This window comes from Variovorax sp. RKNM96 (assembly GCF_017161115.1).
GTDB lineage: Bacteria > Pseudomonadota > Gammaproteobacteria > Burkholderiales > Burkholderiaceae_C > Variovorax.
The window spans coordinates 1,846,054-1,858,230 of the sequence record NZ_CP046508.1 but is presented as its reverse complement, the minus strand read 5'-3'; the positions used below and the strand labels follow the sequence as shown (position 1 = coordinate 1,858,230).

Genomic DNA, 12,177 nt, shown 5'->3' with positions numbered 1-12,177 from the left:
GAGATCCAGCGTCGCTCCCGTCATCAAGGCTGCGACCGGCCATCCCAGGTCTGCGGCCCCACGCCGCGCTCGCGCAGCTTGAACTTCTGCACCTTGCCGTTCTCGGTGCGCGGCAGATCGGGCAGCACGTCGATGTAGCGCGGCACAGCGAAGTAAGGCAGGCGCCCTTCGCAGAAGCGCGCAAGCTCGAGCGGGTCGATATGGGCACCTTCGCAGGCCACCAGCGCAGCCATCACTTCGTCCTCCGCAAGTTCGGACCGCACCGGATACACCGCGCACGAAGCCACGGCCGCATGACTCAGCAGCACCTGCTCGACCTCGAACGAAGAGATGTTCTCGCCGCGCCGGCGGATCGCGTCCTTGATGCGGTCGACGAAGCGGAACGCGCCGTCCGCATCGCGCACCACGCGGTCGCCCGTGTGGAACCACAGGTTGCGCCAGGCCTCGACGGTCTTCTCCGGCATGTTGAAGTAGCCGCTCGCGAAGGCATACGGTTCGTCCGCACGCAGCAGCAGTTCGCCAGCCGCGCCGGGCGGCAGCGCCACGTCGTCTTCATCGGCCACGCAGGCCTGGAAGCCGGGTCGCAGCCAGCCCATGACGCCACCGCGCGACGAATCGGGTGCGGTGGCGATCGCGAAGTTGGTTTCCGTCGAGCCGTAGCCCTCGAGCAGCGACACGCCGGTGCGCGCCTTGAACGCCTGCCCCGCCGCCGCCGGCACGCCCGGCCCGAGCCCGATGCGCACGCGGTGATCGCGCTCGCCTTCGCCCTCGGGCTGCGCGAGGAGGATCGGCACCATCGCGCCGAGCAGGTAAACCACGGTCGCGCCGCTCGCACGCATCGACGGCCAGAAGCCCGACGCCGAGAAGCGCGACTCGAACACCACTTCGGCCCCGGTCAGCGCGGCCTGTGCGAAGGTGTTGAGCGCATTGATGTGAAAGAGCGGCAGCGTGGTGCACAGCACGTCGTCGCGACCGACGTCGAGCACCTCGGCACTGTTCACGCCCCACCAGAAATACTGCGCATGCGGGCAGATCACGCCCTTGGCCGGACCGGTGGTACCCGAGGTGTAGAGGATGGCGAGCGGGTCGCCCGGCTGCACCGCGGCAGGCGCGATGGCCTCCGCCCCTTGCGGGTAGACCGACACGCGCACGCCGGCAGGCGGTTCCCATGCAGCGCCGCCCTCGCCCACCACCCACACCTCGCGCAACGCCGTGCGAGTGATGTCGGCCGTCTTCAACCGTTCGAGAAACCCCGCCTCGATCACCAGCAGCTTCGCCGCGCTGTTGGCCAGAAAGTATTCGATCTGCGGCCCCATCGACGCCGTGTTGACCGGCACGACCGACGCGCCCAACCACCCGGCTCCGAGAAAGGTTTCGAGAAATTCGATGCGATTGCCGCACATCACCGCGACGCGGTCGCCGCGCGCCACGCTGGCCTGCACGAGCGCCCCGGCACGCGCCGCAGCGGCTTCAGCCGCGTCGCCGTGCGTCCATTGCCGCCCGGCAATCCGCAGCAACGGACGACCGGCGAACAGTGCCGACTGCCGCTGCAGCATCGCGAGCAGCGTGCGCTGCCCTGGCGGCAATGCACGCACCTCACTCGTCATCGTGCGTGCCTCCGCCCAGATAAGTCGCCTGGACGCGCGGATCGCTCGCGAGTTCGGCCGAAGCGCCGGAGAGCGCGATCTCGCCTGTCTCCAGCACATAGCCCTCGTCCGAGCTCTCGAGCGCGGCGCGGGCGTTCTGCTCGACCAGCAGGATCGACACGCCGTCTTCGCGCAGCTTGCGCACGATGGTGAGGATGTCCCGCACGATCAGCGGCGCAAGGCCGAGGCTGGGCTCGTCGAGCATTAGCAGGCGCGGCGCCGACATCAGCGCGCGCCCCACAGCGAGCATCTGCCGCTCGCCGCCCGAGAGCGTGTCGGCGCGCTGCGCGCGGCGCTCGGCCAGCCGCGGAAAGCGGTCGTACACCGACTGCAGCCGCTTTTTCATCGCATCGCCGCGCAGCCGCTTGGCATAGGCGCCGAGCTGCAGGTTGTCGAGCACGGTGAGCTCGCCGAACAGCTCGCGCTTCTCGGGCACGAGGCACAGCCCGCGTTCCACGCGTGCTTCCACGTCGAGCCCTTGCAGGTCTTCGCCCTCGAAGCGCAGCGTGCCCTTGCATGGCAAGAGGCCCATGGCCGCGGCCAGCAGCGTGGTCTTGCCCGCGCCATTCGGGCCGATCACCGAGATGATCTGGCCCGGCTGCAAATCGAGCGATACACCACGCACCGCCTCGACCTGTCCGTAGGACACATGCAGGTCGCCAATCTCCAGCATCGCGGTCATACAACGCTCCCCAGGTAGGCCGCCTGCACACGCTCATCGGCACGCACCGCCGAGGGAACGCCCTCCACGAGCTTGGAGCCGAAGTTCATCACCACCAGGCGGTCCACCAGTTTCATCACGAAGTCCATGTCGTGTTCGACGATCAGGATGGTCACGCCCTCTTCGCGCAGCTTGCGCAGCAGATCGCCGAGCGCCATCTTTTCCTTGCGGCGCAGGCCCGCCGCGGGCTCGTCGAGCACCAGCAGCACCGGGTCGGCGGCCAGCGCACGCGCGATCTCCAGGATGCGCTGCGTGCCCAGCGGCAGGCTGCCCGCGAGCTCGTGCGCGCGGTCGCCGAGGCCGATGCGGTCGAGCTGGCGCTGCGCCTCCTGCAGGATCTGCATCTCTTCCCTGCGGTCGAGCCGCAGGCCCGCCTTCAGGATGCCCGAGCGCGTGCGCGAGTGCGCGCCCAGTGCCACGTTGTCCAGCAGGCTCATGTGCGGCCGGAGCTTCACATGTTGGAAGGTGCGCGCCAGCCCCAGCCGCGCCACCTGCCGCTGCGGCATGCCGGCGATGTCGTGATCGAGAAAGCGCACCTGCCCCGAGGTCATCGGCAGCGTGCAGGTCAGCAGGTTGAACATGGTCGACTTGCCCGCGCCGTTCGGGCCGATCAGCCCGACGATCTCGCCGGCCTTCACGTCGAAGCTCACGTCGTTCACCGCCACCAGCCCGCCGAAGCGCTTGACCGCGCCGTTCACCGACAGCACCTGTGTGCCGCGCGCCGGCAGTTGGCGATGCGGCAGCGGGTCGACCGGCGGCGCCTCATGGCGCGAGGCGCCCTGAGTGCCGCCGCGCCGACGCGTCCAGCGCCGCAGCAACCCCATCAACCCGCCACGCGCAAAGTGCAGCAGCAGGATGAAGAGCGTGGCGAACGCCACGGCCTCCAGTTGCCCGGCGCGCTGCGTGAGCATCGGCAGCACGTCCTGCAGGCCGTTCTTCAACACCAGCACCAATGCGGCACCCACCAGAGCGCCCGCCAACTGGCCGAGCCCGCCGGCCACCGCCATCAGCAGGTACTCGATGCTCGCGCGCACGTCGAAGGGCGACGGGCTCACGAAGCGGTTCATGTGCGCATAGAGCCAGCCCGCCAGCCCCGCGAAGAGCGCGGCCGTGACGAACAGCGTGAGCCGCACGCGGTAGGCATCCGCGCCCACGCTCGCCAGGAGCGTCGCGCCGCCACGCAGCCCGCGAATCGCGCGCCCCGGGCGCGACTGCAGCAGGTTGTGGCTGAACAGGCAGGCGAGGCCGACCACCACCCAGATCAGGTAGTACATCGACCGCGGATCGGCCAGCGACCAGCCCGCGACCTGCAGCGCCGGAATGTTCGACAGCCCCGTGTGCCGGCCGAGCGCATCGACATTGCCGAACAGCATCGCGATCGACAGCCCCCACGCGATCGTGCTGAGCGGCAAAAAGTGACCGCCGAGCCGCAGCGTGAGCATGCCGATGGCAAGCGCCGACAGGCCCGTGAGCAGCAGCGCGAACAAGAGGCCGATCCACGGCGACATGCCTTGCGCGGTCGTGAGCCACGCCGTCGCATAGGCCGCGATGCCCACGAAGGCCGCCTGTCCGAACGAGGTCGCACCACCCACGCCGGTGAGCAACACCAGCCCGAGCGCGACCAGCGCACCGATGCCGATGTCGTTGAGCAGCGAAACCGTGAAGCTGCCCGCCACCGCCGGCACCAGTGCCAGCACGACGACCACCACGGCGATCCACATCATGCGTTTGCGGTTGCCGTTCATTGGTCCACCTCGTCTTCTTCCTCTTCCGAATGGGTCACCATGAAGGACCGCAGCATGAGCACCGGGATGAGCAGGCTGAATACGATCACGTCTTTCATCGCACCGCTCCAGAACGAGGCGAAGCTCTCCACGACGCCGACCGCGAGTGCGCCCACGGCCGTCATCGGATAGCTCACGAGCCCGCCGATGATCGCGGCCACGAAGGCCTTCAGGCCGATGATGAAACCGGAGTCGTAGTACATGGTCGTCACCGGCGCGATCAGCACGCCGATGAGCCCAGCCAGCAGCGACGCGCAGCCGTACGCCAGCAGCGCGGTGCGCACCGGCCGGATGCCGACCAGCCGCGCGCCGACACGGTTTACGGCCGTGGCGCGCAGCGCCTTGCCGGCCACCGTGCGCTCGAACACCAGGAAGAACAACCCGCTGAGCACGATCGCAGCCCCCACCATCAGCACCACCTGGCCGCTGACCGTGAACCCGCCGCCGAGCGTGAACACCGCGCTCGTGAGTGGCGTGGTGCGCGAACCCTCAGGACCGAAAAACAGCAGCCCCAGGCCGGAGAGCAGGAAGTGCAGTGCGAGCGACACGATCAGCAGCACCAGCACCGACGCATCGGCAATCGGCTGGAACACCACCCGTGCCAGCAGCGGCGCGATGGGCACGACCAGCAGCACAGCCACAGCGATATGCACCGCCACCGGCACGCCGGGCCGCGCCGCAAGCCACGCCAGCACGCAGGGAATTGCGGGCAGCACACCCCACATCAGCACCGCCTTCGGAATGCGCGAGCCCTCGCCACGCCGCAGCAGGCTGCCGATCTCGGTCGCCAGCGCCAGCGCCGCGAGCACAGCCACCATGCCGATCGTCGCCGGCACGCGGCCGGTTTCGAAAGCCGCCAGCGACAGGGCCGCAAAGGCCGCGATGTCGCCGAACGGCACGAACACCACACGCGTCACGGAGAAGATCAGCACCAGCCCGAGCCCGGCCAGCAGATAGACGGCACCGTTGGCGAGACCATCGGTGATGAGGATCAGCGCGACGTCCCACGTCATAGGAAAACCTCAGGCGTTGCTTTCATCTTCTTTTTCGTCATCTTCGGAAAGAGAGGGCTCATCAGGGTGCGAGCTTCCATTGGCCGTTGTCGAGCTTGACGATCACGCGCGCGCGTTCGTCCACGCCATAGAGGCTGCCGGGCTTGAAGGTGTAGACGCCGTGCGTGCCCACTACTTCCTTGGTGCTGAAGATGGCGTCGCGCAATGCGACGCGGAATTCGGCCGTTCCCGGCTCGGCCTTCTTCATGGCGCGCGAAGCGGCGTCGGCGAACACCAGCCAGCCATCGAAGGAATAGGCCGAGAAGGCATCGCTGGTCGGCGCGTTGTTGACCTTCTGGAACACCGCGCGAAAATCGGTCGCGATCTTCTTGGTGGGGTAGCCGTCCGGCAGTTGCTCGGCGACGATCACCGGGCCGGTGGGCATCAGCGCGTTCTGCCCTGCTGCGCCGACCACGCGCACGAAGTCGGGGTTGATGAGCCCGTGCTGGCCGTACACACCGCCCTTGTAGCCGCGCTCCTGCAGCGCGAGGAACGGCAGCGCACCCGGGGTGCCGGCGCCGCCGGTCATCACCGCGTCGGGGCGCAGCGCCACGATCTTGAGCACCTGGCCGGTCACCGAGGCATCGGCGCGCGCATAGCGCTCGTTGCTCACCACCTTGATGCCGGCGCCGGGCGCGGCCTTCATGAGCGCGTCGTACACCAGGTCGCCCCACGCGTCGGTGAAGCCGATGTAGCCCACGGTCTTCACGTTGTTGCGCTTCATGCGCTCGACCACGGCGTCGATCATCAGCTGCGTGGGCTGCGCGACCGTCATCACCCACGGGTTCTCGTTCGGATCGAGCAGGATGGGCGTGAGGCCGATCATCGGCGTCTTCGCTTCCTTGCCGACCTGAGCCATCGCGATGGCGGCCGGCACGCCCGAGGTACCCATGAGCACGTCGACCTTGTCTTCCTCGATGAGCTTGCGCGCATTGCGCCCGGCCGTGGTCGGATCGGAGCCGTCGTCCAGCACGATGAGCTGCACCTTGCGGCCATTGATCTCGGGCTTGTAGGCGAGCGCCGCCTGCATGCCCTTCGCATAGGGCACGCCCAGCGAGGAGTTCGGCCCCGAGAGCGACACGCTCAGGCCGACCTTCAGATCGGCTGCGAAAACGCTCGCAACGCCACAGGCGGTCAGCGCCGCGGCGAGGGCACCGCGCGTCAAGATCAGCATCAGGCTCTTCATGTCGTAGCTCCGGTGAGGATGGTTGGAATGGACAGGTAACTCAGATGAACAACTGGATCGCCGGCAACGCGCGCGCGGCGTTGAGCAGGTCGATGCGCTTCTGGCGGATGGCCCAGCCCGAGGCTGTGCGCACGAGGTGGTGGCGGGCGGTACCGCTCAGCAGGATCTGGGATTCGCCCCGCGCCTCCACGTACAGGAACGGCGTGCGCACGCGCACTTCGCCGTCGCTCTCTTCCTCGATGCGCGAAGGCTGCAGCACATGCTGGCTGTGGCTCGCGGGATGCTGCGAATGCGCGCGCGGGCTCTTCAGGCGATCGACGCGCAGCTGCAGCAGCAGCCGGTCTTCGTAGGCCAGCGAGTTGTGCGAGAACGGATCGGCCTGCGCTGCGCCGCGCAGCGGCACCCAGTAGTGGCCGTCCTCAGCGAAGAGCGCCAGCCAGTCATCGAAGCGCCGCTCGTCCAGCAGCGCGGCCTCGTGGGCGACGAAATCGCGTGGGTCGTTCATGCCGCGGCCTCCGCTGCCATCGCCTTCGCCCAGGCGCGGAACTGGTTGCGCATGAGCAGCTCGTTCGTGCCATTGGTGGTGATGGTCGATTGCGCGAGTTCGGCCGCATCGAAGTTGCGGTGCAGGCTCACCCATTCATTGCCGCCGGCGCGCAGGCCCTGCTGGATGCTCTCGAACAGGTGCACGTCGTCGTGCGCCACCACCGACATCGGCGAGAACACGAGCCGGTTGTAGCTCATCGCGCGCTCGAACAGCAGCGCGGGTGCGCCGGCCGCGCGGAAGCTCCAGGCCTCGATCAGCGTGCGGTCGGCGGCGAGCGGGCGGATCACGCGGATGGCCTGCGGCGAGCCCTTCACGGAAAGGCTCGGATAGAAGACCGAGTTCTGCGGCGAGCGCTGCAGGATGTCGGCCGCCCGCTCGGCCCCGTGCGCCGCCTGCATCGCGGCTTTGTACTCGGGCAGCTGCGCATAGTTGGAATGGATGCTGAAGTTCACCCCGAGCACGCTGTGCCCGTTGGCGAACACCCGCCCGCCCATCCGGTCGAAGAACTCGTAGCCCGAACCGAAGGGCAGGATCTGCTCCATCGCCATCGGCTTGGGGTCAGAAGGCGCGTGGCCTTCCCACAGCGCCTCGGCCGCCTTGGTGGCCGACTCGTGCGTCGACATCGGGTGCACCGTGTCGTTGATGTTCTCCAGGTACATCTTCCAGTTGCAATGGACGATGTTGCGCAGCACGCCGCCGCCCACGGTGAGCTTGCCTTCGGGCGAGCGGTCGACCATGTTGTCGATGGCGCCGAGCACCTCGCCGAAGTAGTCCTCGAACGAGGGGCCGGTATCGGCGAGGCGCACGAACACGAAGTCGCGGTAGACCTTCACGTGCTTCACCACCGACAGTCCCTGCCCCGATTCGCAGGCCTTGAGCCGCGTGCCCTCGTAGCCGTTCTTCAGCGGCAGGCCGAGCGGTGCGCCGTCGAGCTTGTAGGTCCACGCGTGGTACGGGCAGCGGAAGAAGCGGCCGGTGTTGCCGCTCTCGTCCGTCACCAGCTGCGTGCCCTTGTGGGCGCAGCGGTTGTACATGACATGCACCGCGCCATCGGGCTGCCGCACCATCAGGAGCGGCCGGCCCGCGACCTCCTGCGTCACGAAGTCGCCCGCCTCCGGCACCTGGCTCGCATGGCCGAGAAAGACCCAGGTGTTGGCGAACAGGCGCTCCTGTTCGAGCGCGAAGATCTCCTCGCTCAGGTACAGGTCGCGGTGCACGCGGTCGTCCTGCACCAGGGCGGCGATGCGGTCGGGATGATGGCGGTAGCTGGTCATCGGCGGGCGCTCAGGTTTCTTTCAGGGGACCAGCTTCCACTGGCCCTTGTTCATCTGCACGATCACCACGCCACGCTGGTCGGAACCGTAGCGATCGTCGGGCTTGAAGCTGTAGATGCCGTGTGTACCCACCAGCTCCTTCGTGCTCACGATGGCGTCGCGCAGCGCGGTGCGGTACTGCGGCGTGCCGGGCTCGCCCTTGGTGCGCGAGGCGGCGTCAGCCAGCAGCAGGTAGGCGTCGTAGGTGTACGAAGAGAAGGCATCCGTCGGCACCGCGCCGTTCACCTTCTGGTAGGCGTTGCGAAAGCCCATCGACACCTTCTTGATGGGGTTGCTGTCGGGCAACTGGTCGGCCACCAGCACAGGGCCGCTGGGCACCTGCAGGCCCTCGATCGAAGCGCCGCCCACGCGCACGAAGTCGGCGTTGATGAGCCCGTGTGTGCCGTAGATCTTTCCCTTGTAGCCGCGCTCGGCGAGCGCGATGTAGGGCAGCGCGCCGGGCGTGCCCGAGTTGCCCGCGAACACCGCGTCGGGTCGGGCCGCAACGATCTTCAGGATCTGTCCCGCCACCGACGAATCGCTGCGCGCATAGCGCTCGTTTGCCACCACCTTGATGCCGGCCGTGGCCGCGCTCTTGACCAGCGAGTCGTAGGCCAGGTCACCCAGCGCGTCGGAGAAGCCGATGAAAGCCACCGTCTTCACGCCGGACTTCTGCATGCGGTCCACCACGCCCGCGACCATGAGCGGGAACGGCTGCGAGACCGTTACCGTCCACGCGCCTTCGGGGCCGGCGATGGTCACCGGCGTCGGCGAGATCAGCGGCGTGTTGAGTTCGCGCGCCACCGAGGCAATGGCCATCGCGCCCGGCACGCCAGAAGTGCCGATGAGCACATCGACCTTGTCTTCCGTCACCAGCTTGCGGGCGTTGCGGCCGGCGGTCGTGGGGTCGGAAGCGTCGTCGAGCACGATGAGCTGGACCTTGCGGCCGCCGATCTCCGGATGCTCGGCGATGGCCGCGCGGATGCCCTTTTCGTACGGCACGCCCAGTGCGGCGACGGGGCCCGAAAGCGAGCTGATGAAGCCGATCTTGAGATCGGCCGCCATGGCCTGTGCGGCTGCCAATGCGACGGCGGTGAGGCCGAGGATTCGGGCCAGGTTCTTTTTCATTGAGATTGCTCCAGCGTGTGTTGTGTGCGTTGCATCAGGGAACCAGCTTCCACTGACCCTTTTCCAGCTTCACGACCACGCGCGAGCGTTCGTCCGACCCGTAGCGGTCGGTCGGCTTGAAGTTGTAGACGCTGTGCGTGCCCACCAGCTCCTTGGTGCTCACGATCGCGTCGCGCAGCGCGAGGCGGAACTGCGGCGTGCCCGGCTCGGCCTTGGTGGCGAGCGCGCGCTGCGCGGCGTCCAGGTACAGCAGCCAGGCGTCGAAGGTGTAGGCCGAGAAGGCATCGGTCGGCGGCGCGCCGTTGGCCTTCTGGTAGGCCGCGCGGAAGTCCATCGACACCTTGCGGATCGGGTTGTCGTTGGGCAGTTGCTCGGCCACGATCACCGGGCCGGTGGGCGCGAGCATCCCTTCGACGGCGGCACCGCCCACGCGCACGAAGTCGGGGTTGATCAGCGCATGCATGCCGTAGATCTGGCCCTTGTAGCCACGCTCAGCGAGCGCCAGATACGGCAACGCGCCGGGCGTGCCGGAGGTGCCGGTGATCACCGCATCGGGACGCAGCGCCACGATCTTCAGCACCTGGCCGGTCACCGACGAATCAGCGCGCGCATAGCGCTCGTTCGACACGATCTTGATGCCCACCGGCTCCGCGCTCTTCTGCAGCGCGTCGTACACCAGGTCGCCCCACGCATCGGAGAAGCCGATGTAGCCGACCGTCTTCACGCCCGACTTCTTCATGCGTTCGACCACCGCGCTCACCATCAGCGGCGCAGGCTGCGGCAGCGTGACCATCCACGAACCTTCTTCGCCCGGCAGGTTCGCGTTGGCGATGGAGATGAGCGGTGTCTTCGTCTCGCGCGCCACGCCGGCGATGGCCAGCGCACCGGGCGAGCCTGCGGTGCCGATGATGACGTCGACCTTGTCCTCGTCGATCATCTTGCGGGCGTTGCGCGCGGCCGTGGTCGGGTCCGAGGCGTCGTCGAGCTGCACCAGCTGGATCTTGCGGCCGCCCAGGTCCGCCTTGTAGGCGAGCGCGGCCTTCATGCCCTTCTCGTAGGGAATGCCCAGCGACGACACCGGTCCCGAGAGCGACGTGATGAAACCGACCTTGAGATCGGCAGCCCACGCGCCCGCAACGGCGCTCAGGGCGCCGAGGCCCACGGCGATGCCTGCGAGGGCACGGAATCGGTTCAGGACTTTCATGGCGATGCTCCAGAGGTGATGTTTTTTGAACGAGACGAACGCTGAGAACTAGAGGGCCAGGCTGCCGACGCTGGTGCCACCGCAGACGTAGAGCACCTGGCCGGTAACGAAGCTGTTGTCGGGGTCGGCGAAGAAACGCACGGCGCGTGCCACGTCGGCCGATTCGCCCAGGCGCTTGACGGGCACGGAGGCCGCGAGCGCGCGTTCCTTCTCGCTGCCGGCCTCGACCACGTCGTAGAACATGTCGGTGCGGATGGGGCCGGGTGCGACCACGTTCACCGTGATGCCGTCCGCCGCGAGTTCGAGCGCCCAGGTGCGCGCCATGCCCAGCATGCCGGCCTTGGTCGCGGAATAGCTGGTGCGGGTCGCAAGGCCCAGCGCTGCGCGCGATGACAGCAACACCACGCGGCCGAAGCGCTGCGCACGCATGGCGGGCAACGCGCCTTGCACGAGCTGGATCGCACAGCCCAGGTGCAGGTCCACCAGCGCATCGAGATCGTCGAGCTTCACTTCGGACAGCAGCGCCGCGCGGATCACACCGGCGTTGTGCACGATGGTGGTCGGCGCAAAGCGCTCGACCAGTTCGCGCACCGCTTCACCCGTGGCGGCGCGATCGCTCAGGTCGACTTCGAGGCTGTGCAGCTTCGGGTGGTCGATCTCGGCCGTGCGGCGCGCGAGCGACACCACCTCGTAGCCCTGCGCGAGCAAGTCTTCGCAGATCGCCTTGCCGATGCCGGCGCTGCCGCCGGTGACGGCCGCGATCTTCGGCGTCATGCCTGCGCTCCCACCAGTGCCAGCACGCGCAGCGGGCTGCCGCTGCCCTTTTCGATCTTCAGCGGCGGGCAGATCAGCACCGCGCCCGCGGGCGGCAGCAGGTCGAGGTTGCTCAGGCACTGCAGGCCGTAGCGCCCCGCGCCATGCATGTAGTAGTGGCACGGATACGGCGGCCGCAGGTGATAGCCCTGCCCCGCATCGGTGCCGATGGCTTCCGAACCGAAGCCCAGCACGTCGCGCTGCTCCACCAGGAAGCGCACGGCCTCGGTGCTCGGGCCGGGCGTGTGCTGGCCGGTCTCGTCGAAGTTCTGATAGGCCTCGGGGTCGCTGCGCTTGGACCAGTCGGTGCGCATCAGCACCCATGCACCCTTCGGGATGCGGCCGTGCGCGGCTTCGTAGCGCTCGATGTCGGCCACGCTCAGCAGGTAGTCGTCGTTGCCTTGCACATCGGCCGAGCAGTCGATCACGCAGGCCGGGGCGACGAAGTTCTGCACCGGGATGGTGTCTACCGAGTTGTTCGGCAGGTCGCGGCCCGAGATCCAGTGGATCGGCGCGTCGAAGTGCGTGCCGGTGTGCTCGCCGCAGGAGAAGTTGTTCCAGTACCAGCCCGGGCCGCGCTCGTCGTACTTCGACACTTCCTCGATGCGGAAGGGCCAGCACTGGCCCATCTCGGGCGGCAGCGCGATCTGCGGGAACTCGGGCGTGAGCGTCTGCGTGAGGTCGATCACGCGGATGCGGCCGCTCGCCATGGCGGTCACGAGGCCGCCGAGGATTTCGGCGGCGGACATCAGTTCGGTTGTCGTGGTCATTCGTGTGACTCCT

11 protein-coding genes are annotated in these 12,177 nt (G+C 68.0%); all 11 read right to left on the bottom strand.

All coding sequences use genetic code 11. The features are described from left to right. Positions 1 to 23: 23 nt before the first annotated feature. Positions 24 to 1,607 carry an ATP-dependent acyl-CoA ligase gene (locus tag GNX71_RS08415; protein WP_206177897.1) on the bottom strand — a complete coding sequence of 528 codons (1,584 nt, stop codon included), beginning with the start codon at positions 1,605 to 1,607 and terminating at the stop codon, positions 24 to 26. Next, the gene (locus GNX71_RS08410) at positions 1,597 to 2,328 is read right to left on the bottom strand and encodes an ABC transporter ATP-binding protein (protein ID WP_125947932.1); all 732 of its coding nucleotides are present in this window, start codon (positions 2,326 to 2,328) and stop codon (positions 1,597 to 1,599) included. The genes GNX71_RS08415 and GNX71_RS08410 overlap by 11 nt, the downstream gene beginning before the upstream one ends. Next, complete coding sequence (locus tag GNX71_RS08405; RefSeq protein WP_206177896.1) at positions 2,325 to 4,112, bottom strand: branched-chain amino acid ABC transporter ATP-binding protein/permease; 1,788 nt, start codon at positions 4,110 to 4,112, stop codon at positions 2,325 to 2,327. The genes GNX71_RS08410 and GNX71_RS08405 overlap by 4 nt, the downstream gene beginning before the upstream one ends. After that, positions 4,109 to 5,164 carry a branched-chain amino acid ABC transporter permease gene (locus GNX71_RS08400; RefSeq protein ID WP_206177895.1) on the bottom strand — a complete coding sequence of 352 codons (1,056 nt, stop codon included), beginning with the start codon at positions 5,162 to 5,164 and terminating at the stop codon, positions 4,109 to 4,111. The genes GNX71_RS08405 and GNX71_RS08400 overlap by 4 nt, the downstream gene beginning before the upstream one ends. A 61-nt stretch (positions 5,165 to 5,225) precedes the next feature. Further along, positions 5,226 to 6,389 carry an ABC transporter substrate-binding protein gene (locus tag GNX71_RS08395; protein WP_206177894.1) on the bottom strand — a complete coding sequence of 388 codons (1,164 nt, stop codon included), beginning with the start codon at positions 6,387 to 6,389 and terminating at the stop codon, positions 5,226 to 5,228. A 40-nt stretch (positions 6,390 to 6,429) separates the two neighbouring features. After that, a complete protein-coding gene (locus GNX71_RS08390) occupies positions 6,430 to 6,894 on the bottom strand; it encodes an aromatic-ring-hydroxylating dioxygenase subunit beta (RefSeq protein ID WP_206177893.1) in 465 nt (154 codons plus the stop codon). Then, on the bottom strand, positions 6,891 to 8,210 hold the full coding sequence (locus GNX71_RS08385) for an aromatic ring-hydroxylating dioxygenase subunit alpha (protein ID WP_206177892.1): 1,320 nt from the start codon (positions 8,208 to 8,210) through the stop codon (positions 6,891 to 6,893). The genes GNX71_RS08390 and GNX71_RS08385 overlap by 4 nt, the downstream gene beginning before the upstream one ends. Positions 8,211 to 8,231: 21 nt before the next feature. Beyond that, on the bottom strand, positions 8,232 to 9,377 hold the full coding sequence (locus GNX71_RS08380; RefSeq protein WP_206177891.1) for an ABC transporter substrate-binding protein: 1,146 nt from the start codon (positions 9,375 to 9,377) through the stop codon (positions 8,232 to 8,234). A 34-nt stretch (positions 9,378 to 9,411) separates the two neighbouring features. Then, positions 9,412 to 10,581, bottom strand: a complete 1,170-nt coding sequence (locus tag GNX71_RS08375) for an ABC transporter substrate-binding protein (protein ID WP_206177890.1) — start codon at positions 10,579 to 10,581, stop codon at positions 9,412 to 9,414. Positions 10,582 to 10,629: 48 nt separating this feature from the next. Next, positions 10,630 to 11,355 carry an SDR family oxidoreductase gene (locus GNX71_RS08370; RefSeq protein ID WP_206177889.1) on the bottom strand — a complete coding sequence of 242 codons (726 nt, stop codon included), beginning with the start codon at positions 11,353 to 11,355 and terminating at the stop codon, positions 10,630 to 10,632. Further along, positions 11,352 to 12,164, bottom strand: a complete 813-nt coding sequence (locus tag GNX71_RS08365; RefSeq protein ID WP_042582504.1) for a cyclase family protein — start codon at positions 12,162 to 12,164, stop codon at positions 11,352 to 11,354. Before GNX71_RS08365 ends, GNX71_RS08370 begins: the two co-directional genes overlap by 4 nt. Positions 12,165 to 12,177 lie beyond the last annotated feature (13 nt).

Excerpts from the sequence above, each read along its gene's own strand:
- GNX71_RS08415 (WP_206177897.1), bottom strand. The coding sequence starts at position 1,607 with ATGACGAGTGAGGTGCGTGCATTGCCGCCAGGGCAGCGCACGCTGCTC.
- GNX71_RS08410 (WP_125947932.1), bottom strand. The coding sequence starts at position 2,328 with ATGACCGCGATGCTGGAGATTGGCGACCTGCATGTGTCCTACGGACAG.
- GNX71_RS08405 (WP_206177896.1), bottom strand. The coding sequence starts at position 4,112 with ATGAACGGCAACCGCAAACGCATGATGTGGATCGCCGTGGTGGTCGTC.
- GNX71_RS08400 (WP_206177895.1), bottom strand. The coding sequence starts at position 5,164 with ATGACGTGGGACGTCGCGCTGATCCTCATCACCGATGGTCTCGCCAAC.
- GNX71_RS08395 (WP_206177894.1), bottom strand. The coding sequence starts at position 6,389 with ATGAAGAGCCTGATGCTGATCTTGACGCGCGGTGCCCTCGCCGCGGCG.
- GNX71_RS08390 (WP_206177893.1), bottom strand. The coding sequence starts at position 6,894 with ATGAACGACCCACGCGATTTCGTCGCCCACGAGGCCGCGCTGCTGGAC.
- GNX71_RS08385 (WP_206177892.1), bottom strand. The coding sequence starts at position 8,210 with ATGACCAGCTACCGCCATCATCCCGACCGCATCGCCGCCCTGGTGCAG.
- GNX71_RS08380 (WP_206177891.1), bottom strand. The coding sequence starts at position 9,377 with ATGAAAAAGAACCTGGCCCGAATCCTCGGCCTCACCGCCGTCGCATTG.
- GNX71_RS08375 (WP_206177890.1), bottom strand. The coding sequence starts at position 10,581 with ATGAAAGTCCTGAACCGATTCCGTGCCCTCGCAGGCATCGCCGTGGGC.
- GNX71_RS08370 (WP_206177889.1), bottom strand. The coding sequence starts at position 11,355 with ATGACGCCGAAGATCGCGGCCGTCACCGGCGGCAGCGCCGGCATCGGC.
- GNX71_RS08365 (WP_042582504.1), bottom strand. The coding sequence starts at position 12,164 with ATGACCACGACAACCGAACTGATGTCCGCCGCCGAAATCCTCGGCGGC.